Genomic DNA, 25,754 nt, shown 5'->3' on the forward strand with positions numbered 1-25,754 from the left:
ATCATCGGGTTACTGGCCGGTAACCAGGCGGAGGTCGCCATGCTGATCAGGCGCGTCGGAGTGGTGGGACTCGGCACGATGGGCTCGGGGATCGCCGAAGTCCTCGCCCGGTGCGGTCTCGATGTGGTCGGCGTCGAGGTCGACGACGCCGGGGTGGCACGCGGGCGGGGGCACATCGAGCACTCGACCGGACGCGCGGTGGCCGGCGGCAAGCTGGATCTGGAATCCCGCGCCGCGCTGCTGGACCGCATCGCCTGCACCACGACGCTCACCGACCTCGCGGACGTGGACTTCGTGATCGAGGCCGTGCCGGAAAACCTCGATCTCAAGGCCGAGGTGTTCGCCCAGCTGGACAAGATCGTCCGGCCGGAGGCGATCTTCGCGTCCAACACCTCTTCGTTGTCGGTGACGGAGATCGGTGTGCACACCGCGCGGCCCGGCCGGGTCGTGGGAATGCACTTCTTCAACCCGGCGCCGGTGCTGCGCCTGGTCGAGATCGTGCGGACCGTGGTCACCGAGCCCGACGTGATCAGCGGCGTGGTCGCCTTCGCCGAACGGCTCGGCAAAACGCCGGTGGTGATCGGCGACCGGGCCGGGTTCATCGCGAACGCGTTGCTGTTCGGCTATCTGAACCACGCGGTGGGGATGGTGGAACATCGGTACGCGACGCGCGAGGACCTGGACGCGGCGATGCGGTTCGGTTGCGGTTACCCGATGGGACCGCTGGCCCTGCTCGACCTGATCGGGTTGGACACCGCCTACGAGATCCTCGATTCGATGTACCACCAGTCGCGCGACCGGCGGCATGCGCCCGTGCCGCTGCTCAAGCAGATGATCACGGCGGGCATGCTCGGCCGGAAGACCGGGCGTGGTTTCTACACCTACGAGGCACCGGATTCGCCCGTGGTCTCGGACCCGCATTCGACGTCCACAGTGGACCTTTCGGCGGCGCGCCCGGTGCGGTCGGTGGGCGTGGTCGGCACCGGGACGATGGCGGCCGGTATCACCGAGGTGTTCGCCAGGAAGGGCTACGACGTGGTGTTGCGGGCGCGGTCGCCGGAACGGGCCGAGACCGCCGTCGCGGCGGTGCGCCGCTCGCTGGGCCGCGCGGTACGCAAGGGCAAGCTTTCCGAATCCGATGCCGTCACCGCGCTCGCGCGGGTCGTACCGGTGACCGACTTCGCCGCACTGTCCGAAGTGGACCTTGTGGTGGAGGCGGTGGTGGAGCGGGCCGACGTCAAACGGGAGGTGTTCGCCGCGCTGGACGCGGTGGCCCGGCCGGGTGCGGTCCTGGCCACCACGACGTCTTCGCTGCCGGTCGTGGACTGCGCCGCGGCGACCACGCGGCCCGCCGACGTCCTGGGGCTGCATTTCTTCAACCCCGCTCCGGTGATGCGGCTGGTCGAAGTGGTGGCCACGATCGCCACCGCGCCGGACGTGGTGGCCACCGCGCACGCGGTCTGCGTCGCGGCGGGCAAACATCCGGTGCACTGCTCGGACCGGGCCGGGTTCATCGTCAACGCGCTGCTTTTCCCCTACCTCAACGACGCGGTGAAAATGCTCGAAGCGCACTACGCGAACGCCGATGACATCGACACCGCGATGAAGGTGGGCTGCGGTCTGCCGATGGGCCCGTTCGAACTGCTCGACGTGGTGGGCCTGGACGTTTCACTCGCCATCGAGCGCACCCTTTACCAGGAATTCCGGGAAGCGGGTTTCGCGCCGGCACCGTTGCTGGAACACCTCGTCACCGCGGGCCGGCTGGGCCGCAAGACGGGGAAGGGCTTCCGCGACTACACATCGCCGGCCTGATACCAATCCGACCAAAAGTAGGCGGAGACGGACCGGCGCCAATCTGGCTGTATAGACCCGTTTCCGCCGTGGCTGTGGTCGGATTGGTAACGATCGGCACAGTATGCACCGTGAGGCGGTTCGACGATGTCCGGGAATTACTGCCAAACTATGGACGTGCGACTGCCAATCATGGACAAGGGACCGCATCTGGCCGAAGTCGTGCCCTCGGTGCTGGCCACCCTCGGGGTCCGGGAATTCAGCGGAACACTCGGGGTGGGCGATTTCTCGGGTGCGTGCGTGTTGCTGGTCGACGGTCTGGGCTGGGAGCTGCTGAACGACCACGCCGCCGAGGCACCGGTGCTGGCATCCCTGCCGCGCACCGCCTTGCGGGTCGGATTTCCCTCGACCACGGTCGCCGGGCTGGCGGCGATCGGCACGGGCCTGGCCTCGGGCGAGCACGGGATGGCCGGGTACACGTTCGAAGTCCCGGGCACGGGCGTGGTCAACGCGCTGCGCTGGCGCCTGCATCCCAGCGGCCCCGACCTCAGGGACCGGTTGCGGGCCGAGGACGTCCAGCCACTTCCCACCACCTTCGAGCGCGCCGCCGCGGCCGGCCTCGACACCCGCGTGGTGTCGGAAGCACAGTTCGCGCGCTCGGGGCTCACCCGGGCGGTCCAGCGTGGCGCGCGGTATGTCGGTGTCCACGCGCTCGGTGACCTCGCCGCGGAAGTGTTGTCGGCGCTGGGAAACGAGCGGAGCTTCTGCTACGCCTATCACAGTCAGCTGGACCGGATGGGGCATCACTACGGGCCCGGTTCGCCGGCCTGGCGGATGCAGCTACGCCAGGTGGACCGGCTCGTCGAGTCCATTGTGGATGGTCTTCCCCCGGGCCGGATGCTGGCCGTGGTCGCCGATCACGGCATGGTGACCCGGGACGAGAACACCATCGACCTCGACGCGATGACCGAGTTGGCCGACGGTGTGCGGGCGCTCGGCGGGGAGCCGCGGGCCCGGCACGTCTACACCGAAGAAGGCGCTCGGGCGGACGTGCTCGCGGTATGGCGCGAGAGCTTTGCCGAACAGGCCTGGGTGGCGACCCGGGAGGAGGCCATCGAGGCAGGCTGGTTCGGTCCCCGGGTCAGCGACCGTGTCCGGCCCAGGATCGGGGATGTCGTCGTGGCGGCGCGCGAACGCTTCACCTTCTTGCGGCGCCAGGCGGAGCCGCTCGAGTCGACGCTGATCGGTCACCACGGCTCGCTCACCCCGGCCGAGCAACTCGTGCCGCTCGCGATCGCCCACGGCTCCTGAGGCCGGACCGCGGTCAGCTCTGGGGTTTCAGGCCGTCGATCATGACGGTGATCAGGCGCTCGGCCGCTTCGGGATTGGATTCCGCGGCGACTGCGACGCCTTGGCCGAGCAGGAGAAGATCGCGCGGCTGAAGTTCCTCACGGACGTCACCGGATTCCTGCGCCGCCTTGAGGATCGTCGCGGCCGCTTCCAGCAAGATCTGCTTGCACAGCGTGAAGATCGTGGTGTCCCGGTCCATCGCGGCTTTGAGGGTGGCGGTGAGGCCGCGCTTCTGGATCGCGAAGCCGACCTGTTCGCGCATCCACAGCCTGATCGCCTCGCCCGGCGGGTGGTCTTCGAGGAGTTGGTGGGCCAGATCGGACACGCGCTGGATGTCGTCGCTGTAGACGGCCTCCATCAGCGCTTCCCGGCAGGGAAAATGGCGGTAGAGGGTGCCGGCGCCGACTCCGGCGCGGCGGGCGATGTCGTCCAGCGGGGCTTCCGGGCCCTGCTCGAGGAACGCGGTCCGGGCGGTCGCCACGATGCGTTCGTAGTTGCGCCGGGCGTCCGCGCGCATCGGGCGGGGCGTCGTCATCGGTGCCCTCTCCTTCGTTCATCGTCCTGTCACCAGGACGTCACTCCCACCGTAGCCCCCAGGACGTGCGGGGCCGGGCGGGCGTTGCCCCAGCACGCTCCCGAGTCAACCGGAGGAATTCTCCGGATAGACTTGCGCAACCGGAGACTTCCTCCGTATGGTAGCTCATAGCAGAAGCGGAGAGAACATCCGCTTAGTTCGCTACCTCACGGAGTCCTTCTTGCCTGGAACAACCCTGTCCCCGGCCGTGCCCACGGCACGGACCGGGCACCGGCCCGTTCTCGTGCTGGCCACCCTTCTCTCCTGCCAGCTCATGCTGGTGCTCGACGCCACCGTGATGAACGTGGCGCTGCCCCGGATCCAGTCCGAGCTGGGCTTCAGCGCCACCGGTCTGTCGTGGGTGATGAACGCCTACACCCTCGTCTTCGGTGGTCTGCTGCTGCTCGGCGGGCGCGCGGGCGACCTGTTCGGCAGGCGCCGCATGTTCGTCGCCGGCATCACCCTGTTCACCGTCGCGTCGCTCGTCGGCGGTTTCGCCGACTCCCCGGGCTGGCTGCTGACCGCCCGGGTGGTGCAGGGGATCGGCGGCGCGGCCGCCGGGCCCAGCACGATCGCCTTGCTCACCACCACCTTCACCGAACCGCGTGCGCGGATCCGCGCGCTGGCGCTGTTTTCGGGCATGTCCAGCGCCGGCTTCGCGGTCGGGCTGATCGCGGGCGGCCTGCTCACGCAGTGGCTGTCCTGGCGCTCGGTGATGTTCATCAACGTGCCCTTCGGGTTCGCGGCCGCCGTGCTCGCCACCCGGTTCGTGGCCGAGCCGGAACGGCGGCCCGCCCGGTTGGACCTGCCGGGGGCCATGACCGCGACCGGTGGCGTCGCCGCGCTGGTCTACGGCTTCATCCGCGCCGCGTCCGAGGGCTGGAGTGACGGACCGACCCTGCTTTCCCTTGTCGCGGGGGCGATCCTGCTCGTGACGTTCGTGGCCATCCAGGCGCGTTCGGCGGCGCCGATGATGCCGTTGCGGCTGTTCGCCGACCGCAACCGCGCGTCGGCCTACCTGAACTTCTTCCTCGGTCCGATGGCCGCCATGTCGACGTTCTTCTTTCTCAGTCAGTACCTCCAGAAGGTGCACGGGTTCGACGCGCTGGGCACCGGTTTCGCGTTCCTGCCCATGGCACTGCTGGTCTTCACCATCAGCAGGCTGATCCCGCGACTGCTGCCGCGGTTCGGGCCGAAACCGCTCGCGCTGGCGGGGACCACGGCGATGGTGGCCGGGCTGGTGCTGCTGAGCCGGCTGGGCGTCGCCAGCGACTACTTTCCCGCGCTGTTCCTGCCGATGGTGCTGATGGGACTGGGTATGGGCCTGGCGTTCGCGCCGCTCAACGTGATCATCATGGCCACCGTGTCCGACCACGACGCCGGCGCGGCCGGGGGAGTGCTGCAGACCATGCAGCAGACCGGCGCCACCCTCGGGCTGGCCGTGCTGGTCACCGTGTTCGGCACCGCCACCCGGCACGCGACGGGCTCGCCGTCACAGATGCTGGTGGCCGGCATGACCCCCGCGTTCGCCGCATCGGCCGCCATCGCGGGAGTCGCGTTCCTGGTGGCCCTGACCTTCCGGCGGGTGCTGCCGCAGTCCTGAGCTACCAGCTTCGCGCGGTCCCGTCCCATCCCGTCGCGCGGAGCCACTTCTCGAACGTCATCAGCCCGGGGTGGATCCGGTTGAGCAGCGCGATGTCCCGGTCCTGGCCGAGGACATCGCGCTCCTGGAAGAACCGGAACATGGCCGCGTAATCGTGGCCCACCTCCGGTCTGGCGGACCGCAGGACCTCAAGCGGCATCGGCCGGTATCCGCACGGTGTACCGGTCACGCGCTCGAAGGTGGCGGCGATCTCGTCGCCGGTCAGGCTGTCGGCCGTGACGGCGAGGTCGCGGCCGCCCCAGCTTTGCCAGTGCCGGAACAGGAAGTCGGCGAACCAGGCGATGTCGTCGAGGGCGATCAGCGGATATTTCCCGGTTCCGAGCGGAAGGGTGAACACCAACCCGGAACGCCCGTCGGGGAGGGTCTCGGGCTGTGGGACAAGCCGTGCCGGCAGGTTCTCGAAGTAGGGCGACGTCGTCAGGATCGACACATGTTCGCTGTACCAGCCGTCCTCTTGCTGCCGCATCATTTCCTCCGACCGGAGGAGCCCGATGTGTGCCGCGACGGCCGCCTTCGCGTCGTAGTGGGGAACCGGGTTCCTTCCGGCGGTCAAGACCACCGCGTTGTCCAAAGAGGACCAGATGAATCTTTCGACACCGGCCGCGCGCGCGGCTTCCAGCACGGTGATCCCCTGGCGGTATTCGCCGAGGACGCTGGCGGTGGTGAAGAAATCGGTGTTGCAGAAGACCTGCTCCACATCGGACACAGCCGCGGCGACGCTCTCGGGGTCGTCGAGGTTGCCTTCGAGCATTCTGATCCGGTCGCCGCCATGGTCAAGCAGTGCCCGCGCCCGCGCCGAACGTGGATCGCGCGTGAGGACGGCGACGGTGTTGTCCGGTGCATCAAGGATACGGTGGACGATCCTGCGTCCCATCGCGCCCGTGCCGCCGATGACGAGTGTCTCACCCATTGCCTGTCGCTGAATCCTTTCGCTGGACGAGATGGGCCGCGAGAACATGCTCGGCGACCTGCTGGTGCGTGGCGATCCACACGTCGTCGCGCACCTGCTCGACACGGTCGAGGATCCGGTCGAACATGCCGGACAACAGCGGTCGTCCGCCGACGTGCGCGTGCACGGTCAGGTTGAAGACCCCGGGGCCGTCACCGGCGAGCACGTCGTCGAGCAGATCGACGTGGCCGGCGAGATAGGCTCGCGGCCCGGCGACACCACGAACGTCGGACAGTTCGCTGTGCATGATCGTGACGAGGTGACCGGCCGGAGTCGTCAGTACCCGGGGCAAATCATGGTCGTTGTAATCCCCCGACCAGGTGTAGCCGTGTTCGGCCAGGAGACACGGGGTGCTCGCGGTGCCGGTGGCGCGGGGGCTCATCCAGCCGGTAGGGCGGACACCGGTGAGGCGTTCGAGGATTTCGGCGCATCGGCGGATGTTCTCGGCTTCGGCCGACACGTCGAGCAGTGCCGGGATCACGTCCTGCGCGTAGGAGTGCGCGGCGATTTCGTGGCCTGCCTCGTGCACGGCCAGTGCCGCCTCCGGGAACCGTTCGGCCACCAGGCCGTTGACACCGAAAGTGGCGGGCATGTGATGAGCGCGCAGGATCTCGAGCAGGCGCCATATTCCGGTCGTGGCGCCGTATTCGGCCCAGGAAACGCTGTGCGTGTCGATCGCCCCCGCAAGCGGCCACGCCATGGCCATCGGAGCGTAGGCGGGCCAATGGCCGGGCGACCACAGCTCCACCGCCCCCGTGATCATGACAGCGACCTTCTTGCCGCCGGGCCACATGATCGGCGAGGTGGTCATGAGACGGCTGGTCGCGCGGCGACCGTCGGGCGGCCCGCCTCGATCCGGCGGAGCAGATCGACGACCCGATCCGGTTCGGTGATCATCACGTCGTGTCCGCAGTCCCACCGTTCCACCTGCCAGTGCGGTTGCGTTTCCAGCGACGAGGCCAGGTTTTCCAGGACGGGCACCGGAAGCCGCCCACAGCGGACATAGGTTTTCGGGAGCCGGTCGGCGGCGCCGGAGAGCACCACTTTGTCCGCGAGCGCGGACAGTGGGTGCGCGGTCAGTCGTCGCGCGAGCCATACCGCGTCCGCTTCGTCGACCACTCCCAGGCCTTCCGGGGCGAAGAACGGCTCCGGCGAGACCATCCATCCGGCGGCGGTTTCCGTGGCCTGGCTCCGGAGGATCTCCGGCATCCCGGAATCGTCGCCGACGGCGTCGAAGTAGGACTCTCCGTTGCGGGGGAGCACAGCTGTCGGCATCTCAAGAATCTCCCTTCTCCGCGGCCACCGGTGCCGCCGGGTGGCCGGTGCTCATGACCTCGCGCCGGGCACGGACGAAAGCGTCGACACAACTGACGATGTCCGCTTCCGAATGGGCCGCCGAGACCTGAACGCGAATGCGTGCCGTGCCCCGGGGCACGACCGGGTAGGTGAAGGCGACCGCGTACACCCCGTACGCCATCAAGGCGTCCGCCATGCGGGCGGCGGTCCCGGAGTCGCCGAACATGATCGGGACGATCGGATGCTCTCCGGGTGGCAGGTCGAATCCCGCGCCGGTCATCAACCCGCGGAACAAAGCCGCGTTGTCCAGGAGTCGCTTTCGTTCCGCGGCACCGGTTTTCACCACTTCCAGCGCGGCCAGGGAACCGGCGACCACGGCCGGCGGGACCGCGTTCGAAAAGACATACGGCCGAGAGCGCCGACGCAGCGATTCGACGATCTCCGCCGGGCCGCTGACGTATCCGCCGGAAGCGCCACCGAGCGTCTTGCCGAGCGTTCCGGTGAGAATGTCCACCCGGCCCTGAACTCCCGCCGCTTCGGGGGTGCCGGCGCCTGTCGGGCCCAGGACTCCCACCGCGTGTGAATCGTCGACCATGACCAACGCGTCGTAGCGTTCGGCGAGGTCGCAGATCTCGGGCAGGGGAGCGACGGTGCCGTCCATGGAGAACACCCCGTCGGTTACGATGAGCCGCCGCCGGAAAGGGGCGGCCTCGGCCAGCCGTGCCCGCAAATCGGCGACGTCCCTGGTGCGGTAGGGATAGCGAGCCGCCTTGCAGAGGCGGATGCCGTCGATGATGGAGGCGTGGTTGAGTTCGTCGCTGAACACCGCGTCCCGCTCGTCCAGCAGGGCCTCGAAGATCCCGCCGTTGGCATCGAAACAGGAACTTTGCACAATGGTCGCCTCGGTGCCGAGCAGCCCGGAGATCGCGCGCTCGAGCTCGGTGTGCAGGGGCTGCGTCCCGCAGATGAAGCGGACACTGGCCATCCCGAAACCGTGGCTGTCCAACGCCGCCTTCGCCGCGGTGATCACCCGAGGGTGATCGGCCAGCCCGAGGTAGTTGTTCGCGCAGAAGTTGAGCACCTCGTGGCCTGCCAGCGAGATCCGCGCTGACTGGGGTCCCTCGACCGGTCGTTCGCGCAGGTGAGCGCGCTGGCCGGTGGCCACATCGAGGGCGAGCTCGTCGCGGAACGTGAACACTTCAGCCGGAATCCTTTCCCGGTGGACGAAACGCACGGTGTTGTGGTCACCCTGTGACAGAGGTCGGGGGTGAGTCCAATGCCCATTCCGGAACCGGGCATGCCCGAAAGGCATCGCCGCAGCCGAGTGCCGCGACAGGGGGCCGGCACCGGGCGTCCCGCGGCTAAAATCGCCGGATGACCGAGGCCGCGCTGGACGTGTCTCTCAGAGTGCTGCGGTACTTCGTGGCGGTCGCCGACCACGAGAACTTCAGCCGGGCCGCGGTCGTGCTGCACGTGGGACAGCCGTCCCTGAGCCGGCAGATCCGCGGCCTCGAGCGGCAACTGGGGGTGCGGCTGCTCGACCGGACGCCGCAGGGCACCCGGCTCAGCACGGCCGGGCAGGCGTTTCTGCCCAGGGCGAGAGCATTGCTCCGCGCCGCGGACGACGCCGCCGCGGCGGCGCGCGCGGCTGCCGAACCCGCCGAAATCTCGATCGGTTACACGCCGGGTCTCGTCGTAACGGCCGCGATTCGCGAACTGCGGCGCCGGTGCCCGGACGCGACAGTGCGAACGCGGTACCTCGGATGGCGGCGCCCCGCGGAGGTTCTCCTGGACCACCAGGTGGACGCGGTCGTCGCCCGCCTGCCGTTCCCGGCCGACCGGCTGCAGGTCACGCCGCTCTACCACGAGCCACGCGTCGTGATCGTCCCGCGCGATCATCGTCTGGCCGGACGGCCGTCCGTCGGTCTGGAGGACATCGCCGACGAACCGTTGCCCCAGGTTTCGGGCCTCGACCCCGCCTGCAGCGCCTTCTGGCGCCTGGAGCCGCGTCCGGACGGCCGTCCCGCGCCCGCCGGGCCGGTCATGGACACACTCGACGACACATTGGAGTTCGTCGCCTCCGGCGACACCCTCGCCATCGCCACCGCCAGCCACGCCCAGGGTCCTCGCCCGGACCTGGCCCTGGTTCCGCTGCACGGGGTCGCCCCCAGCACGGTGGTGCTGGTCACCCGGGCTGGGGACAGCGGGCGCCTGGTGACCGAGTTCCGGAAGTGCGCCGCCGAACGCCTGCGGGGACGGCCTGTGCCGTCCGGGGTCTCCCCACTCTGACCGCTTCGACCGGCACTGCCGGGCAAGCCGATACCGTGACATCCGTGCCCCGACGTAACCGTCCCCACCGTGACCGGCCCGGTGCGGCGGAATCCGGCGCGGTCGCCGGATGGGCCCGCGCCGAGTCCGCCTCCGACGGGGAGTGGCTCGTGCGCACCGTGCCCGGCGCGCAGGCGACGAAGTTCTACCGGTGCCCTGGCTGTGACCACGAGATCCGGCCGGGCGTCCCGCATCTGGTCGTGTGGCCCGCGGACGAGACGGGCTCGGTCGCCGACCGCAGACACTGGCACCGGGCGTGCTGGGAGGCGCGCTCGCGTCGGCGTCCCACCCGCCGTCACTGAGAGACCGTCTCCACGGCCGTGGAGACGAGAATGGGTGCATGGATCTTCCTCTTGTCCTGTTGCACGCCTTCCCGTTCGACGCGCGGATGTGGGATCCGGTGCGCCGGTCCCTGGCGGCCCGCCTCCGGCTGATCACGCCCGACCAGCGTGGCCTCGGCCGTACGCCCCTGCCCGAAACCGACCGAGAGCCCAGCCTCGACGACGCGGCACGGGACCTCCTCGCCTTGCTGGACCGGCTCGAACTCGACCAGGTCGTGCTCGGCGGCTGCTCGATGGGCGGTTACGTGACGATGGCCATGCTGCGGATGGCTCCGGAACGCGTCGGCGGGCTCGTGCTCGTCGACACCCGGGCGAGCGTGGACGCCCCGGAGGCGGCCCGGAACCGGCGCGCTCTCGCCGACAGAGCCGAGGCGGAGGGGGTCGAGGGCTGGCTGGCCGAGACGATGTTGCCGAATCTGTTGTCCGGCGACGCGCCCGGCGCGGTGGCGGACACCGTGCGTGCCCAGATCGCGTCCCAGCCGCCGGCCGGGGTGGCCTGGGCGGCGCGCGCGATGGCCGTGCGGCCCGACTCCTCCGGCGTGCTGGCCGAGGCGGGTGTGCCCGCGCTGGTCGTGGTGGGGGAGCGGGATTCCCTGACCCCGCCGGACGACGCCCGGGCGATGGCCGCCGCGTTGCCGGAGTCGGAACTCGTCGTCGTGCCGGGCGCCGGGCACCTCACTCCGCTGGAGGCGCCCGAAGCGGTCTCCTCAGCGATCCTCAACTGGTGGGAGCGTATTTAGCGCTTCCGCCAGGGCCGCGCGAGCCTCGTCCCGCCGTTCCGGGAAGCGCCTGGCGACGGAGAAGAGCCACCACACCGATTGCAGCGACCGGAGCCGCAGGAACGGCGTCAGGTCCGGGACGGGGCCGGCGTAGGCGGCGACCGCGGCGTTCCCGTCGATGCGGGGGCTTCGCGCAAGACAGGCCAGGTCCCACCCGATCGGCCCCAGCCAGGTGTCTTCGAAGTCGAGCCATCGCGGTCCGTCCGGCGTCGCCAGCAGGTTGCCCGCGTGGGCGTCACCGTGCAGCGGCTGGGCCGGGCCGTCCAGCACGAGTTCGTCCGCCAGCGCGCGTAGGCGGTCCGCGGGGAGTTCGTCGCGGAAGACCTCCAGCGCGCGGTGCAGTTCGGTCACCGGGTCGACGGGAAGTTCGCCCGGGTAGTCACGCAGCGCCTCGTGCAGGTCCGACAGCAGGACTCCGACCTCGGCCGGCGTGAAGCGATACCCAGGGTCGTGACGTGTGAAACGCCACAGTGTGACGGGAAGACCGTCCACGACATGGGGTCCAGGGTCCTCCCACGGCTCTACCACGGGCACGTCCCGCTCGGCCAGGAAAGTGGAAATCGCCACATCGCAGGCGAGCCGATATTCGGTGTCGGGACGGGTGATCAGGGTCGTCGCGGGCACCCTCGCCACCGCCGGACCCAGCCTGACCAGCACATTCGCGCCGAATGCGAGGATTTCCGGGCGATCGGCGGGCAGGCCGAGACGCCGCCCGGCAGCGACCGCGGCGGCGACCCCGGCAGCGGTGTACCGGTCGTTCACGACGTGATCCTCCTGGCCTGTGCGCGACGCTGTCGGTGGCGCGGGATACCATCCGATCGGCCGAGCCCACCACCCGAGTTTTGGAGGCAGGAGTGACAGCCGTAGCCCCTCAGCCGATCGCTACGCGCCCGTACCCGGCGCGCGAGACGGTGAAGGGTTCGTTCCTGCTGCGGTTGTTCCGCACGACGGACCACAAGCAGATCGGCATCATGTACCTGGTCACGTCGTTCGCCTTCTTCATGGTGGGCGGCGCGATGGCCATGCTGATCCGGACCGAACTCGCCCGTCCCGGCCAGCAGTTCCTGTCCAACGAGCAGTACAACCAGCTGTTCACCATGCACGGCACGATCATGCTGCTGCTCTACGCGACCCCGATCCTGTTCGGGTTCGCGAACTTCGTGATGCCGCTGCAGATCGGTTCGCCGGACGTGGCCTTCCCCCGGCTGAACGCGTTCTCCTACTGGCTGTACCTGTTCGGCGGCATCATCGCGGTCTCGGGCTTCCTGACCCCGGGCGGCGCGGCCGACTTCGGCTGGTTCGCCTACACGCCGCTGTCCGACGCGATCCACTCGCCCGGCGTCGGCGCCGACATGTGGATCACCGGCCTGGTGGTCGGCGGTCTCGGCACCATCCTCGGCGCGGTCAACATGATCACCACGATCATCTGCCTGCGCGCGCCCGGCATGACCATGTACCGGATGCCGATCTTCACCTGGAACATCCTGGTCACCAGCATCCTGGTGCTGCTGGCGTTCCCGATCCTGACCGCCGCCCTGATGGGCCTGCTGATCGACCGCCACCTGGGTGCCCACCTCTTCGACGCCTCCACCGGTGGCGTGATCCTCTGGCAGCACCTGTTCTGGTTCTTCGGCCACCCAGAGGTCTACATCGTCGCGCTGCCGTTCTTCGGCATCGTGTCCGAGATCTTCCCGGTCTTCTCGCGCAAGCCGATGTTCGGCTACAAGAGCCTGGTGTGGGCCACGCTCGCCATCGCCGCGTTGTCGGTGGCGGTGTGGGCGCACCACATGTACGCCACCGGCGCGGTCCTGCTGCCCTTCTTCTCGTTCATGACCTTCCTCATCGCGGTGCCGACCGGCGTGAAGTTCTTCAACTGGATCGGCACCATGTGGAAGGGGCACCTCAGCTTCGAGACGCCGATGATCTTCTCCATCGGCTTCCTGGTCACCTTCCTCTTCGGCGGGCTGACCGGCATCCTGCTCGCCGCCCCGGTGCTGGACTTCCACGTTTCGGACTCCTACTTCGTGGTGGCCCACTTCCACTACGTGCTCTACGGCACGATCGTGTTCGCCACCTTCGCCGGGATCTACTTCTGGTTCCCCAAGATCACCGGCCGGATGATGGACGAGAAGCTGGGCAAACTCCACTTCTGGACCACCTTCATCGGCTTCCACACCACCTTCCTGGTGCAGCACTGGCTCGGTGCGCAGGGCATGCCGCGCCGGTACGCGGACTACCTCGCTTCGGACGGTTTCGCCACGCTGAACACGGTCTCCACGATCGGCGCGTACATCCTGGGTGCCTCGACCCTGCCGTTCATCTACAACGTGTTCAAGAGCTACCGCTACGGCGAACTGGTCACGGTGGACGACCCGTGGGGTTACGGCAACTCCCTGGAGTGGGCCACCTCGTGCCCGCCGCCGCGGCACAACTTCACCTCGCTGCCCCGGATCCGGTCCGAGCGCCCCGCGTTCGAGCTGCACTACCCGCACATGGTCGAGCGGCTGCACACCGAAGGTGAGATCACCTTCACGGGCAAGGCGAAGGTCCACGGCGGAGCCAGGACGCCTTCCCAGGTGCTCACCGAGGCGGTCATGCCGGGTTCGCACGACAAGGACAACGCGGGCGAGCAGTGACCCCTCGCGCGAGCGCACCTGAGAGACTGGGCGTGTGAGACCCCTCGCGGGAGCGCGCGAGGCCGCGGAGGAAATGGCGTGACACCGGTACTGATCACGACCACGGGCCCGGACAAGCCGGGTGTGACGTCGGTTCTGTTCGCCGCGCTCACCCGGCACGGCGCGGAGATGCTCGATGTCGAGCAGGTGGTGATCCGCGGTCAGCTCGTGCTGGGTGTGCTGGTCGGCATCGACAGCGACCCCGAGGCGTTGCAGGAGGCCGTCGAGCAGGCGATGGCGACGGTGTCGATGCATGTCGACGTGCGCATCGGCGAAGCGATCGGTGAGGACCCGTACGCCCCGGGCAGGCAGGGGTCGAGTCACGTCGCGGTGATCCTCGGGCGGCCGCTGAGCGCGCGTGCCTTCACCGAGGTGGCACGCCGCCTGGCTTCCCTGGGCGCCAACATCGACGCGATCCGGCGCATCGCCGACTACCCGGTCACCGGCCTGGAGATCCACCTCTCGGTCGCGAAGGACACCGAGCAGGCCGACCAGGACCTCCGGGCCGCGCTCGCCGAGGTGGCCTCCAGCGGAGGCCTCGACATCGCGATCGAGCGCGCCGGGCTGGAGCGCCGGGCCAAGCGGATGATCGTGTTCGATGTGGACTCCACGCTGGTGCAGGGCGAAGTCATCGAGATGCTCGCCGCGCACGCCGGTGTCGAGCCCCAGGTCCGAGAGATCACCGAAGCCGCGATGCGCGGTGAGCTGAACTTTTCGGAGTCGCTGGAGCGCCGGGTCGCGCTGCTGGCGGGCCTGCCGGAGTCGGTGCTCGACGAGGTCGCCGCGTCGATCCTGCTCACCCCCGGAGCCAGGACCACGGTCCGGACGCTGAAGCGCCTGGGGTTCCGGTGCGGCGTCGTCTCCGGGGGATTCACCCGGATCATCGCCCGGATCATCGACGAGCTGGGTCTCGACTTCGCCGCGGCGAACGAGCTGGAAATCGTCGACGGCACGCTCACCGGCCGCGTGGCGGGCCAGATCATCGACCGTGAGGGCAAGGCGACCGCGCTGCGCCGGTTCGCCGCCGAATACGGTGTGCCGCTCGCCCAGTGCGTCGCGGTCGGCGACGGCGCGAACGACATCGACATGCTGCGCGCCGCCGGCATGGGCGTGGCGTTCAACGCCAAGCCCGCGCTCAAGGAGGTCGCGGACACCGCGCTGTCGCATCCGTACCTGGACGCGGTGTTGTTCGTGCTCGGCGTGACGCGAGCCGAGGTCGAGGCCGCCGACGCGGCGGACGGGCTCGAGTCCCTCCGCCCGTGAATTCTGTGAACCTCCTAGAACCGCTCGCCGCCCGGTACGGGCCATGGCAGGGCACACGCCCGACCGAGATCGCGGAAGAAGCGCCCGAAACGGTTCGCGCGATGCCGGTCGTCCTGCGCATGGAGAAGGCCGAGCCACCACGGCGCACCCCGCTGCTGGAGGCGGCGGCCGCCGCGGCGCTCGCGGTGTGCCTGGACGAGCGCGCGCTGCCCGGCGGGGAATGGCACGACGCGGTACGGGCGTGGGTCGACGGACGCATTCGCAAGATCGCCCGCCGTGCCCGTGGCGCACATTGGCAGGCGGCCCAGGAGTTCCCCGGCGTCACGGTGACGGTCGACGGTGCGCAGGTGCGGGCGCTGGTGCCGGGACGGATCGCGGAACTGCCGAAGGAGATCGCCCGGCTCCAGATCTCCGGCAGCGACCTGCCCTCCGACGAGCCGGGCCCCGCCCCGGACGATCTGCCCGCGCTGCTGCTCAATCCGGAGGTCGCGATGACCGTCGGCAAGGCAGCCGCGCAGGTCGGCCACGGCACGATGCTCCTCGCGTCGCTGCTTTCTCCCGTTGAGCTCGAAGCGTGGGGGCGGAGCGGTTACGCGTGCTCGGTGCGGACCCCGTCCGTGGCCCAGTGGAAGCAACTGCACCCCGGCGACGATCCGGCCGGCGCGTGGCGCTCACGGCGCGTGATCGCCGTCCGCGACGCGGGCTTCACCGAAGTCGACCCCGGCACCGTCACCGTCCTCGCCCACTGGCCCTGAGACGTAGTGGAGCAAGGAATGTTTACTCCGAATCATCGGCGCTGAATCGGCAGCCGGACGAAAAGCGTGTCCGGCTGCGTACAGCGGCCTCCGGCGGACGATTCTTGCGGTAGGTGCTTACCGCTGCCGCTTCCAGCCGAGCAAACATTCCTTGCCCCATAAACGCGGATGAGATCGGCGCTTAGTTGGCGGCGTTCTCGGCCTTCCAGACGACGTAGGCCTTGTCGGCATCGGTCGTCATGGCCTCGACGAATTTCTCGTTGTCGAAACCGGGAAGGCTTTGCAGTCGTTCGATGAGGGCGTCGGCGGCCGGGTCGCCGCTGGGTACGGCGGTGCCGTTACCGTCCGCGCCGGCGAGCATGAGGAAGACGTCCTCTTTCCACGGCCCTTCGGGGATCACCCTGATCACCACCGCCGACAGCTCCGCCCAGGTGACCGATTCCTCGCTGCCGTCGGCAAGCTGCCTCCGGACACCCGTGTCGTCCACGCTGACCGAACGCGATTTCGCTTGCGGCGGTTCCTGAGACAAGGCACTCCTCCGTCCTTACGCTCAGCTCACCGTATCGCCGGGGCGTGTCTCGACCGGACGCGGGGTTGCGCGCACCCGCTTCCGACCACAGCGGGTGATGATACCGCTGCCGATCAAGCGTTTTCGGGCACGCTCTGTTCGCTCGCGGCGGCGTCGAGCCTGCGCAGGGCGGCTCGGGCGACTTCCGGGTCCGTGGTGGGCCAGAACGGGGGGAGGGACGCGCGCAGGAAGCCCCCGTAGCGCGCCGTCGCGAGCCGGGAGTCGAGGACGGCGACCACGCCGCGGTCGGCGACCGCGCGATGGAGCCTGCCGGTGCCCTGCGCGAGCAGCAGGGCGGCGTGCGTGGCGGCCACGGTGAGAAAACCGTTGCCACCGCGGGCTTCCACGGCGCGCTGGCGCGCCGACGACACCGGATCGTCGGGCCGGGGAAACGGAATTCTGTCCACGATCACCAGTTGCAGCGAAGGCCCCGGCACGTCGACGCCCTGCCACAGCGACAGCGTGCCGAACAGGCAGGTGCGCGCGTCGTCGGCGAACTTGGCCACGAGCAGGGAGGTGGCATCCTCGCCCTGGCAGAGGATCGGGTGGCGGACACGGTCGCGTAATTCCTCGGCGGCCTGTTTCGCCGCCCGCATCGACGAGAACAGCCCGAGCGTCCGTCCGCCCGCCGCGTCGATCAGCTCGGCTATCTCGTCCATTGTGGACTTTCCCAGGCCGTCCCGGCCGGGCGGGGGAAGGTGCTTCGCCACGTACAGGATGCCGTTGCGTTTGTGGTCGAAGGGCGAGCCGACATCGAGGCCGGTCCATTTCAGGCCCTCGTCGTCGGCCGGGGGAGCCTTGTCCGTGGCGGTTCCCTCCGCCTTGGCTCCCTGCGCCTGCGACGGCGGCAGGCCCCACTGCCGGGCCAGCGTCTCGAAGGCGCCACCGAGGCACAGGGTGGCCGAGGTCAGCACCGTCGTGTTCGCGCCGAAGATCCGTTCGCGGAGCAGGCCCGACACCGACAGCGGCGCGACATGCAGCATGGGCGGCCGGTTTCCGCCGAAACGATCGCTGGAAAGCCACACCACGTCGCGCCGTTGTGCCAGGTCTTCGTCGTACACGTCGAGCACGCGGGTCGCGGTGTCGTGGATCTCTTCCACCATGGACCGGGCCAGCCTGCGGGCGGTCGCCTCGCCGACGTCCTCCTTGCGGTCCGAACCCAGCGCGGTGACGCAGGCGTGCGCCGCGTCGCGCACCGTCTTGAGCACGCCCTCCAGCGCGGTGGGCAGTACGTCCATGCGGCCGGCGGGCAGGTCTTCGAGGACGATGGCGAGCCCTTCGCTCGCCTCCTGAAGCCTGTCCGCCACCCCGCCGTCGATGAGCTTGCCGCAGCGGCGCACCGCTATCGCGACCATCGAGCTGGTGAGCTCGCCGGTGGCGACCGAGGTGACCCTGTCGACGAGTTCGTGCGCCTCGTCGATGATCACCAGCTCGTGCTCGGGGAGGACCTGGTAGCCCTGGAGCGCGTCGATCGCCAGGAGGGCGTGGTTGGTGACGACCACGTCGGCCTGTCCGGCCTCGGACCGCGCGCGTTCGGCGAAACAGTCGGTGCCGACCGGACAGCGGGAGACGCCGAGACACTCCCTGGCGGTCACCGAAACCTGCCGCCACGCCTGCTCGCCGACGCCGGGCACCAGCTCGTCCCGGTCGCCTGTCTCGGTGTCCGATGCCCACTCGCGCAGGCGCGTGACCTCCCGGCCGAGCCGCGAGACCGCGAACGGGTCGAACAGGCCGGGGTCTTCCGGCTCCTCGGGGGCGCCGGTGTCGAGCCGGTGCAGACAGAGATAGTTGCGGCGGCCCTTCAGGATCGCGAAGGTGGGCGCGCGGCCGAGCGGCTTCTTCAGCGCCTTCGCCAGGCGCGGCAGATCGCGGTCGACGAGCTGGCGCTGGAGCGCGATGGTCGCCGTCGAGACGACGACCGTGGTGTCCTTCTCCACCGCGTGGCGGATCGCGGGAACGAGGTAGGCCAGGGACTTGCCGGTGCCGGTGCCCGCCTGCACGGCCAGATGTTCGCCGGTGCGGATGGCCCGGCCGACCGCCTCGGCCATCTTGACCTGTCCGGGGCGCTCCGCGCCGCCGAGCGCCTCGACGGCGTGCGTGAGGAGCTCGTTGATTCCGGGAAAGCCGGCGCGGGCGGGCATGCCCATCAAACTACCGCGACCCCCTGTCAGGACGTGGCGATGCCCGGGCTCCCGGGGGCGGGCCGACGGCACACGACCGGGTGATGTCCCGCGGCGCCGGGTCAGGGCCGGGGGACCGTGCGCCGATGGCCAGGAGAATTTTCGCCTCACGAAGGGAGCAAGCGTTGCTCAGGCAGACCGGCGCGTTCAAGAGCAGGCACAGCATGAGACGGGTGCTGGCCATCGCGGCCTGCCTGGCCGTCGTGCCGGTTCCGGCGTTCGCGGACGAGTTCGACGCGACCGGTACCGGTTCGCTGGGAGCGGCCGATCTCACCGTCGACGGGCAGCCGTCGCACAGCGCCCCCCTCGCGCCCTGCGCCGTCGGGTCCCGGCCCACGAACAGCACCGGGCAGGTCGTGGTGGGCCCGGCCACTCGGTTCGGTCCCGGCAACACCGGTTGCCGGCTGAACCCGGACCACACCGCGAGCGTCGCCATCGACGGCCAGAACTTCGACCTGCGCCTGCTGTCCCGGTACGGCGGGCCGGCGATCCGGATCAGCAGGTTCACGGCGACCTGCGACACCACGCCCGACTACGGGATCCGGACCCGGATCGGGTTCACCGGGGTGAGCGGAGTGAGCGTGCCGTCGAACATTCCCGCCAACTACACGGTCACCATCCCGGGCACCGCGGGAGACAGCCGGCCGATGGCCGTCGTGGTGCTGAACGAAGTGGTCTCGCCCCCGCCGGACGGCACCTTGGCCGTCAACGCCATGCACATCAAGGTCTTTCCGCAGGGCGGGCCCGCGCAAGGCGACGTCGTGGTCGGTTCGGTCCGTTGCACGCCCTGAGCGCGAAGTCAGGGTGTCGCCGTCTACCGGACTGGCTGGGCGGCGGGAACGAAGCGCCCTGCCTCCCGGCCGGAGCGCCGGGTGCGCACGAACGCACACCCGGCGCCTCGGTCGTTTACCAGATGTAAAGAAGGAAATTGTCCGGCCCCGCCTGGACGCAGTTGAAGCCCGTGAGCTTTCCCTGCTGGGCAAGCGTGTTGCCGGCGGTCTGGCAGAGGAGGAGTGACGAGTAGTGACGGGGCTGGAGGGAGTCGGCGCTAGCGGTGCCCGCCGTGGTGGCGACGATTGCCAGGGACGCGGCGGCGATCCCTCCGGCGGCGGCCAACTTGCGAACAAGGCTCATGTGGAGTGCTCCAAACGTAGTGCTGTTGACATTGGCCACCGGCGCCTCCACCTGCTTCGCTGACGGCGGATGCCGATCGGCACCGGTCCAGTCCCGGAATCAGGCGGCGACCCCTCATGGCCGTATGGCCGATTTAATCGAGAATCCGGTCCGCGTGCGAAAAGATCGTCCAGTATGGGACGCGAATCTGGGAATTCCCTCACCAGACGCCCACAGTGCCTGATCGCCGGAGTCCGGCGCACGTGAATTCGGGCAATGGAACGATGAATTCGGGCAATAGGGCGGTGAAATCGCCTGGACAATTGATGCGGTGAAGTAGGTGACAGTGATCGAGTGCGATCAGTGAGCGTTTGCCGGCCATCGAAGTCTTTCCGCAGGGCGGGCCCGAGCAAGGTGACGTCGTGGTCGGTTCGGTCCGCTGCGCACCCTGAGAGACGGGCTCAGGGCACCTTGCCGGCGCGGAGTGCGGCGACCGCCTTGGTGAGGCGGCGTTGCCGGGTTTCGGCGGTCTTGGCGTCGTCGATCGGCATCACGACCCGCCGCTTGTTGCTGTAGGACAACCCGTCGAAGAACCGCTTCGCTTCGGTGTCGCCGGAGAGGGCCTCGGCGAGATCGGCGGGCACGCTGATCTCCCGGGGCTCGGTATCGAGTGCGAGTTCGACCTCCACCTCCTCGCCGGCGGTGACACCGGCCTTCGCGCGGTGTTCCGCGCTGAGGCCGACCAGGTACTGCCCGCCCATCACGGCGACGCGGCCGCGGTAGGTGTGGCCACCGACGGTGACCAGCACCGGCGGTCTCCGGCCCGCGTCCAGAGCGGTCACGACATCCGGCGGAACCGGGATACCGGTGGCCGTTTTACCGGAAAGCTGGATGGTGGCCCGGAACTTCATGATCCCATCCTTAGGTCAGTGGTGGTACTGAACGGTACAGTACTCGCGGTGGAACTGGACCGTCCAGTACTCTGACGGTCATGGACGTCGGAGAAGAGGAAGGCCGGTCGGCCCGCAAGCGGCGGGCGATCATGGACGCGGCCGCGCAATTGTTCTTGCGCAAGGGGTATCAGGGCACGAACATGGACCAGATCGCGGCGGAAGCCGCGGTGTCCAAGCAGACGGTCTACAAGAACTTCGCCGACAAGGAAAAGCTCTTCAGTGCCATCGTACTGGGCATAAGCGAACGCGCGGAAACCTTCGTCGGCGCGTCGGTCCGCGCGCTCGGCGAGGACGAGGACATCGAGACGCACCTGAAAGAACTCGGCCGGGATTACATTTCGGCGGTCGTCCAGCCGCGGGTACTGCGGTTACGTCGCCTGATGGTCGCCGAGGCGGGCAGATTCCCCGAGTTGGCACGTGGCTATTACGAACGGACGGCGCAGCGCACCCTGACCGCGCTCGCCGCCCATTTCCGGGACCTCGGTGAGCGCGGGCTCCTGAGCGTGGACGACCCGGCCGCCGCGGCGCGTCACTTCGCCTTCCTGATCCTGGGTTCGTCCCTGGACCGGGCCATGTTCGGGATGGGCGGTGAGCACGCGAAGAAGGACCTGGAGCGGCTGGCCGACGACGGTGTGCGGGTGTTCCTCGCGGCTTACCGGGGCACCTGAGCCCTACACGTACTTTCCGGCGAGCGCGGCCAGTTGCGAAGCGCGCTCACCCAGCTTGAGGAGGCTTCCCCCGTCCGCCGCGTCACCGATCAGCGTGGTCGCGGCGGCCACCGCGAACGCCCCGGCGCCGAAATAGTCGTCCACATTGGACAGATGAACGCCGCCGGCGGGAACCAGCGGGATTTCCGGCAGCGGCGCGCGGATCGCGCTGACGTAGTCCGGCCCGCCGGCCTGGGCGATCGGGAAGACCTTCACCGCCGCCGCGCCCCGCCGCCAGGCCGCGTCGATCTCGGTGGGCGTCAGGGCGCCGCAGACCACCGGCACGCGGTAGGCCTGCGCGCGTTCGAGGACCTCCGCCGAGAAGATCGGTGTGGCCAGGAACTCCGCCCCCGCCATCACCCCGTCGTCCACATCGGACGGTTTGCGGACACCGCCCGCGCCGATCATCGCGTCGGCGCCGAGCCCGGTCCGCAGCGCGCCGATGGCGTCCAGCGCACCGGGGGTGGACAGCGCGATCTCGATCGCGCGGATGCCCGCGTCATAGAGCGCCTCCGCCACGTCGGCGAAGTAGACGGTGTCGTCCGCGCGCAGCACGGCGACCACCCTGCTCGCCGCAAGGCGCTCGCGGAACCGGATGTTGTGCCTCCTCAGCGTGGGCCGCATCAGCCCACCCTAGGGGTGCCGCTGAGGGTGACTCCCGCCGCGCGCAACTCGTCGAGTGCCTTGTCCACGGTAGGGCGGGCGACACCGGCCGTCAGATCCAGCAGAACCCGCACCGAGAACCCCGCCTGGGCGGCGTCGAGCGCGCTCGCCCGGACGCAGTGGTCCGTGGCGATACCGATCACGTCCACCTCCGTCACCTCTCGCGCCCGCAACCACTCGTCGAGCCGGACGCCGGACTCGGTGGTGCCTTCGAAGCCCGAATATCCGTCGCTGTACTGCCCCTTGGAGAAGACCGCGGAGATCGGCCCGATGTCGAGGGCGGGATGGAACGACGCGCCCGGCGTCCCCGCTTCACAGTGCCGGGGCCACGAAGTCACGAAATCGGGATTCTCGCTGAAATGCGCGCCGGGGTCGATGTGGTAGTCACGCGTGGCCACGACGTGGTCGTACCCGCCCTCGGCGAGGAAGCCGGTGATCTTCGCGGCGGTCTCCGCGCCGCCCGCGACCGCCAGCGAGCCGCCTTCGCAGAAGTCGTTCTGCACGTCCACCACGATCAGTGCGTTCGTCATGTCGGCTCTCCAGGAACTAAGGGAAAACGGTCGGAATCGCGGGCTCCCCGCGCGAAAGTTTGAGGCCCTCCCAAGGCAGGCTGACCAGTCTCCGCCGCAACAGAGCCCGCGCGTCGTCGAGCGTGGGCAGGTTCTCCACCGGTTCCCCGCCCCGCATCAGCGGCAAGTGCAAGAGCCGGTCGTACTCGCCGGGTTCGGGCGGAGCCGCGCACGGGTAGACGACCTCTTCGAGTGCCGTACCGGTCGGCTTGTGCCGGCGGAGTGCGGCCTTCTGGCCTCCACGAGACGCCTTGTTCTCACTGCGTTTCGCGACCGGCCGTCCGTCCACCTCGACCAGTTTGTAGACCATTCCGGCGGTCGGCGCGCCCGAGCCGGTCACCAGCGAGGTGCCGACCCCGTAGGCGTCGGCCGGCTCCGCGCGCAACGCGGCGATCGCGTGCTCGTCGAGGTCGCCCGACACCACGATCCTGGTGTCCCGCGCGCCCAGGGAGTCGAGCTGTTCACGGGCCTTCCGGGCGAGGACCCCCACGTCGCCGGAGTCGATCCGGATCGCGCCGAGCTCGGGCCCGGCCACCCGCACCGCCGTCTCGATGCCCTGGGTGATGTCGTAGGTGTCCACGAGCAGGGTCGTGTCGGCACCCATCTTCGCCACCTGGGCGCGGAAGGCGTCCTCCTCGGTGTCGTGCAGGAGCATGAACGCGTGCGCCACCGTGCCGCCAGTGGGAATGCCGTACCGACGGCCCGCTTCGAGATTGGACGTCGTGGCGAAACCGGCGAGGTAGGCGGCACGGGCGGCGGCCACCGCGGCATATTCGTGCGTGCGGCGGCCACCCATCTCGATGATCGGCCTGCCGTGCGCGGCCGAGGACATGCGGGCCGCGGCCGAGGCGATCGCGCTGTCGTGGTTCAGCACGGAGAGCGCGAGCGTCTCCAGCACGACGCCTTCGGCGAAGGTGGCGCGCACGGTCAGGATCGGCGAGCCCGGAAAGTACAGCTCCCCTTCGGCGTAGCCGTCGATGTCACCGCGGAAGCGGTACTCGGCAAGCCAGTCCAGTGTCGCGTCGTCGACGACCGCCGTCGACGCCAGCTGGGTGATCTCGCGGTCGGTGAACCGGAAGTCGCCGATCGCGTCCAGGAGGCGGTTCGTGCCCGCGACCACGCCGTAGCGGCGCCCGTCGGGCAACCGCCGGGCGAAAACCTCGAACACGCACGGCCTCGATGCGGTGCCGTCGGACAGCGAGCTGGCGAGCATCGTCAGCTCGTAGTGGTCGGTGAGCAGGGCAGTACTGCCGTGTGTTTCATCCGGGCCCATGGCATCAGCCTACGAATCACCCGATCGAGTCGACCACTGGTCCACCTCGTGTCGGTTCCGTGACAACATGGGGCCTATGACCACGCCTGTCGAAGCCGAACAGACGCAGGTTGAGCCGGCCGGGGCGGACCTCGGTGCCGAGGACAGACCGTGGCAGACCGTCGTCTGGAACGACCCCGTCAACCTGATGTCGTATGTGACCTACGTGTTCCAGAAGTTGTTCGGGTACAGCCGGGACCACGCCACCAAGCTGATGCTCGACGTCCATCACAAGGGCCGTGCGATCGTGTCGTCAGGGACCAAGGAAAAGGTCGAAGGCGACGTGACCAGACTGCACGCGGCCGGCCTGTGGGCGACGATGGAGCACTCGACGTGAAGAACTGGCGCAAGAAGGGCGAGGTGGTCCTCGCCGGATTCGAGCAGCAGGAAGCCGCCGTGCTGCGTGGCCTGGTCAGCCAGCTCGAGGACATGTTGCGGGCACGTGCCGAAGAGGCGCCGCAGGACCCGCTGGCCGAGCTGACCGGTATCCGGACCGGGCCCACCGAGTCGCCCAACGATCCGGTGCTTTCCCGGCTGCTGCCCGACTACCACCGGCTCGACCCCGACAACCCGGGCAAGGAGGAACTCGATTCCGTCGCCGCGTTGCGGTCGTTGCACGAGCCCGAACTGGTGGACGCGAAGGTCGGCGTCGCGGCAGTGGTCATGGAGACGCTGCCCCGGGACGGTGGCGACGTGCGGCTGACCTTCGAGCAGGCCGACGCCTGGCTCTCGGCGCTCAACGACGTGCGGCTCGCCCTGGGCACCGCGCTCGACGTCACCGAGGACATGCCCGACGAACTGCCCGAGGACGACCCGCGCGCGCCGCATCTCGGCGTCTACCACTGGCTCACCTGGGTACAGGAGAGCCTGGTGCAGGCGCTGGCCGGATGATCACCGACGTCGCGGGCCTGCTCGTCGGCCACCATCACCGGATCGGTGCGGGGTGGGCGACCGGAACCACCGTGGTGCTCACCCCCGAGGGCGCCACGGCGGCGGTCGACCAGCGCGGCGGCGCGCCCGGAACCCGCGAAACCGACGTGCTGGAGCCGGAAAACCTGGTTCAGCGAGTGCACGGGATCTCCCTGTCCGGGGGCAGCGCCTACGGGCTGGCCGCCGCCGACGGGGTGATGCGGTGGCTTTCCGAGCGCCATCACGGTTTCCGGGTCGGCGCCGGGCCGCACGAGGTGGTACCGATCGTGCCCGGCGCGGTGATCTTCGACCTGCCGCTGAACGACTGGGGAAACCGCCCCGACGCCTCGTTCGGGTACGCCGCCTGTGAAGCCGCCTCCGGGGGGCCCGTCGAGGAGGGCACGGTGGGCGCGGGAGCGGGAGCGAAGGCCGGTTCGCTCAAGGGTGGAACGGGAACGGCGAGCGAGGTCGTCGGCGGATTCACGGTCGGCGCGCTGGCCGTGGTCAACGCCGCCGGTGAGGCGGTGGAGTACGAAACCGGTCTGCCCCACGCCGCCGATCACGGGGATTTCGGCGTGCCGTGGCCGAACCGCCCCGGCACCCGGCCCGAGCACGGGGCCACGCGCCTGAACACCACGATCGGCGTGGTCGCCGTGGACGCCACGCTGGCCAAGGCGGAGTGCCGCAGGCTGGCCGTCGCGGCTCAGGACGGCGTGGCCCGCGCGGTGCGCCCGGCGCACACGATGTTCGACGGGGACACCGTGTTCGCGCTCGCGACCGGCGCGGAGGACCTCCCTGGAGACGAAGGCCCGCGAGCGGTCGCGCTCGACGCGCTGTGCTCGGCGGCGGCCCGGGTGTTCGCGCGGGCGATGGTGCGCGGCCTGCTGACCGCCGAGTCCGCCGGTGGTGTTCCCGCCTATCGCGACATTTGGCCCGAGGCCTACGCGGACTGACGCTCCGGGCGGAAAATGGTGCGCCGTCTCACGTTCTGAACACGGATGGTCCAGCCCGTAAGA

At 69.4% G+C, this 25,754-nt stretch carries 27 protein-coding genes; 14 read left to right on the forward strand and 13 right to left on the reverse strand.

The window, feature by feature from the left end:
• Positions 1–39: 39 nt before the first annotated feature.
• Positions 40–1,812, forward strand: a complete 1,773-nt coding sequence (locus ACFSXZ_RS32610) for a 3-hydroxyacyl-CoA dehydrogenase family protein (RefSeq protein ID WP_378269475.1) — start codon at positions 40–42, stop codon at positions 1,810–1,812.
• 156 nt (positions 1,813–1,968) lie between these two features.
• A complete protein-coding gene (locus ACFSXZ_RS32615; protein WP_378269477.1) occupies positions 1,969–3,102 on the forward strand; it encodes an alkaline phosphatase family protein in 1,134 nt (377 codons plus the stop codon).
• Between the two features lie 13 nt (positions 3,103–3,115).
• Here ACFSXZ_RS32615 and ACFSXZ_RS32620 read toward each other — a convergent pair whose 3' ends face one another.
• Positions 3,116–3,676 carry a TetR/AcrR family transcriptional regulator gene (locus ACFSXZ_RS32620; protein WP_378269479.1) on the reverse strand — a complete coding sequence of 187 codons (561 nt, stop codon included), beginning with the start codon at positions 3,674–3,676 and terminating at the stop codon, positions 3,116–3,118.
• Positions 3,677–3,896: 220 nt separating this feature from the next.
• On the opposite strand from ACFSXZ_RS32620, the gene ACFSXZ_RS32625 reads away from it, so the two are divergent.
• Positions 3,897–5,318 carry an MFS transporter gene (locus tag ACFSXZ_RS32625; protein WP_378269480.1) on the forward strand — a complete coding sequence of 474 codons (1,422 nt, stop codon included), beginning with the start codon at positions 3,897–3,899 and terminating at the stop codon, positions 5,316–5,318.
• 1 nt (position 5,319) lies between these two features.
• Here ACFSXZ_RS32625 and ACFSXZ_RS32630 read toward each other — a convergent pair whose 3' ends face one another.
• From ACFSXZ_RS32630 to ACFSXZ_RS32645, 4 genes are read right to left on the reverse strand one after another with little or no spacing between them, the layout of a single operon-like run.
• Positions 5,320–6,288, reverse strand: a complete 969-nt coding sequence (locus ACFSXZ_RS32630) for an NmrA/HSCARG family protein (RefSeq protein ID WP_378269482.1) — start codon at positions 6,286–6,288, stop codon at positions 5,320–5,322.
• The gene (locus ACFSXZ_RS32635) at positions 6,281–7,138 is read right to left on the reverse strand and encodes a polysaccharide deacetylase family protein (protein WP_378269484.1); all 858 of its coding nucleotides are present in this window, start codon (positions 7,136–7,138) and stop codon (positions 6,281–6,283) included. The genes ACFSXZ_RS32630 and ACFSXZ_RS32635 overlap by 8 nt, the downstream gene beginning before the upstream one ends.
• Entirely contained in the window at positions 7,135–7,602 is a 468-nt protein-coding gene (locus tag ACFSXZ_RS32640; RefSeq protein ID WP_378269485.1) for a hypothetical protein, read from the reverse strand. The genes ACFSXZ_RS32635 and ACFSXZ_RS32640 overlap by 4 nt, the downstream gene beginning before the upstream one ends.
• A 1-nt stretch (position 7,603) precedes the next feature.
• On the reverse strand, positions 7,604–8,821 hold the full coding sequence (locus tag ACFSXZ_RS32645; protein ID WP_378269487.1) for a glycine C-acetyltransferase: 1,218 nt from the start codon (positions 8,819–8,821) through the stop codon (positions 7,604–7,606).
• Positions 8,822–8,997: 176 nt separating this feature from the next.
• Here ACFSXZ_RS32645 and ACFSXZ_RS32650 point away from each other — a divergent pair, with 176 nt between their 5' ends.
• Genes ACFSXZ_RS32650 through ACFSXZ_RS32660 form a run of 3 tightly spaced genes read left to right on the forward strand, consistent with a single transcriptional unit; the run spans position 8,998 to position 11,032 of the window.
• Entirely contained in the window at positions 8,998–9,912 is a 915-nt protein-coding gene (locus tag ACFSXZ_RS32650; RefSeq protein WP_378269488.1) for a LysR family transcriptional regulator, read from the forward strand.
• Between the two features lie 44 nt (positions 9,913–9,956).
• Positions 9,957–10,253 (forward strand): hypothetical protein, encoded by a 297-nt coding sequence (locus ACFSXZ_RS32655; protein ID WP_378269490.1) that lies wholly within the window; start codon positions 9,957–9,959, stop codon positions 10,251–10,253.
• A 38-nt stretch (positions 10,254–10,291) separates the two neighbouring features.
• Positions 10,292–11,032, forward strand: a complete 741-nt coding sequence (locus tag ACFSXZ_RS32660) for an alpha/beta fold hydrolase (RefSeq protein ID WP_378269491.1) — start codon at positions 10,292–10,294, stop codon at positions 11,030–11,032.
• Here ACFSXZ_RS32660 and ACFSXZ_RS32665 read toward each other — a convergent pair.
• Positions 11,000–11,833 (reverse strand): phosphotransferase, encoded by an 834-nt coding sequence (locus ACFSXZ_RS32665; protein WP_378269493.1) that lies wholly within the window; start codon positions 11,831–11,833, stop codon positions 11,000–11,002. The genes ACFSXZ_RS32660 and ACFSXZ_RS32665 overlap by 33 nt on opposite strands.
• A gap of 92 nt (positions 11,834–11,925) precedes the next feature.
• Here ACFSXZ_RS32665 and ctaD point away from each other — a divergent pair, with 92 nt between their 5' ends.
• The 3 genes from ctaD (at position 11,926) to ACFSXZ_RS32680 (ending at position 15,764) form a co-directional block, all read left to right on the forward strand.
• The gene (ctaD, locus tag ACFSXZ_RS32670) at positions 11,926–13,707 is read left to right on the forward strand and encodes an aa3-type cytochrome oxidase subunit I (protein ID WP_378269495.1); all 1,782 of its coding nucleotides are present in this window, start codon (positions 11,926–11,928) and stop codon (positions 13,705–13,707) included.
• A 78-nt stretch (positions 13,708–13,785) separates the two neighbouring features.
• Positions 13,786–15,009 (forward strand): phosphoserine phosphatase SerB, encoded by a 1,224-nt coding sequence (gene serB / locus ACFSXZ_RS32675; RefSeq protein WP_378269496.1) that lies wholly within the window; start codon positions 13,786–13,788, stop codon positions 15,007–15,009.
• 5 nt (positions 15,010–15,014) lie between these two features.
• Entirely contained in the window at positions 15,015–15,764 is a 750-nt protein-coding gene (locus ACFSXZ_RS32680) for a peptidyl-tRNA hydrolase (protein WP_378269498.1), read from the forward strand.
• A gap of 181 nt (positions 15,765–15,945) precedes the next feature.
• On the opposite strand, the gene ACFSXZ_RS32685 is transcribed toward ACFSXZ_RS32680, so the two are convergent.
• A complete protein-coding gene (locus ACFSXZ_RS32685) occupies positions 15,946–16,293 on the reverse strand; it encodes a hypothetical protein (protein ID WP_378269499.1) in 348 nt (115 codons plus the stop codon).
• Positions 16,294–16,406: 113 nt separating this feature from the next.
• Entirely contained in the window at positions 16,407–18,473 is a 2,067-nt protein-coding gene (locus ACFSXZ_RS32690) for an ATP-dependent DNA helicase (RefSeq protein WP_378269501.1), read from the reverse strand.
• A 164-nt stretch (positions 18,474–18,637) separates the two neighbouring features.
• Here ACFSXZ_RS32690 and ACFSXZ_RS32695 point away from each other — a divergent pair, with 164 nt between their 5' ends.
• Complete coding sequence (locus tag ACFSXZ_RS32695; RefSeq protein WP_378269502.1) at positions 18,638–19,303, forward strand: choice-of-anchor P family protein; 666 nt, start codon at positions 18,638–18,640, stop codon at positions 19,301–19,303.
• A 115-nt stretch (positions 19,304–19,418) separates the two neighbouring features.
• Here ACFSXZ_RS32695 and ACFSXZ_RS32700 read toward each other — a convergent pair whose 3' ends face one another.
• On the reverse strand, positions 19,419–19,685 hold the full coding sequence (locus ACFSXZ_RS32700; RefSeq protein WP_378269504.1) for a hypothetical protein: 267 nt from the start codon (positions 19,683–19,685) through the stop codon (positions 19,419–19,421).
• A gap of 401 nt (positions 19,686–20,086) precedes the next feature.
• Entirely contained in the window at positions 20,087–20,536 is a 450-nt protein-coding gene (locus ACFSXZ_RS32705; protein WP_378269505.1) for a YdeI/OmpD-associated family protein, read from the reverse strand.
• Positions 20,537–20,616: 80 nt separating this feature from the next.
• Here ACFSXZ_RS32705 and ACFSXZ_RS32710 point away from each other — a divergent pair, with 80 nt between their 5' ends.
• Positions 20,617–21,246, forward strand: a complete 630-nt coding sequence (locus tag ACFSXZ_RS32710) for a TetR/AcrR family transcriptional regulator (RefSeq protein ID WP_378269506.1) — start codon at positions 20,617–20,619, stop codon at positions 21,244–21,246.
• 3 nt (positions 21,247–21,249) lie between these two features.
• On the opposite strand, the gene ACFSXZ_RS32715 is transcribed toward ACFSXZ_RS32710, so the two are convergent.
• The 3 genes from ACFSXZ_RS32715 to ACFSXZ_RS32725 are packed head-to-tail and all read right to left on the reverse strand — an operon-like array spanning position 21,250 to position 23,790.
• Positions 21,250–21,909, reverse strand: a complete 660-nt coding sequence (locus ACFSXZ_RS32715; protein ID WP_378269508.1) for a bifunctional 4-hydroxy-2-oxoglutarate aldolase/2-dehydro-3-deoxy-phosphogluconate aldolase — start codon at positions 21,907–21,909, stop codon at positions 21,250–21,252.
• On the reverse strand, positions 21,909–22,478 hold the full coding sequence (locus tag ACFSXZ_RS32720; protein ID WP_378269509.1) for a nicotinamidase: 570 nt from the start codon (positions 22,476–22,478) through the stop codon (positions 21,909–21,911). Before ACFSXZ_RS32720 ends, ACFSXZ_RS32715 begins: the two co-directional genes overlap by 1 nt.
• Positions 22,479–22,494: 16 nt before the next feature.
• Positions 22,495–23,790, reverse strand: coding sequence for a nicotinate phosphoribosyltransferase (locus ACFSXZ_RS32725; RefSeq protein WP_378269510.1), 1,296 nt, complete (start codon positions 23,788–23,790; stop codon positions 22,495–22,497).
• 76 nt (positions 23,791–23,866) lie between these two features.
• Here ACFSXZ_RS32725 and clpS point away from each other — a divergent pair, with 76 nt between their 5' ends.
• The 3 genes from clpS to ACFSXZ_RS32740 are packed head-to-tail and all read left to right on the forward strand — an operon-like array spanning position 23,867 to position 25,691.
• Entirely contained in the window at positions 23,867–24,166 is a 300-nt protein-coding gene (clpS, locus tag ACFSXZ_RS32730) for an ATP-dependent Clp protease adapter ClpS (protein ID WP_378269512.1), read from the forward strand.
• Positions 24,163–24,720 carry a DUF2017 domain-containing protein gene (locus ACFSXZ_RS32735; protein ID WP_378269513.1) on the forward strand — a complete coding sequence of 186 codons (558 nt, stop codon included), beginning with the start codon at positions 24,163–24,165 and terminating at the stop codon, positions 24,718–24,720. The genes clpS and ACFSXZ_RS32735 overlap by 4 nt, the downstream gene beginning before the upstream one ends.
• On the forward strand, positions 24,717–25,691 hold the full coding sequence (locus ACFSXZ_RS32740) for a P1 family peptidase (RefSeq protein WP_378269514.1): 975 nt from the start codon (positions 24,717–24,719) through the stop codon (positions 25,689–25,691). Before ACFSXZ_RS32735 ends, ACFSXZ_RS32740 begins: the two co-directional genes overlap by 4 nt.
• The last annotated feature ends 63 nt before the right edge of the window (positions 25,692–25,754 follow it).

Origin of the sequence: Amycolatopsis pigmentata (assembly GCF_042684065.1) — a bacterium.
Lineage (GTDB): Bacteria > Actinomycetota > Actinomycetes > Mycobacteriales > Pseudonocardiaceae > Amycolatopsis_E > Amycolatopsis_E pigmentata.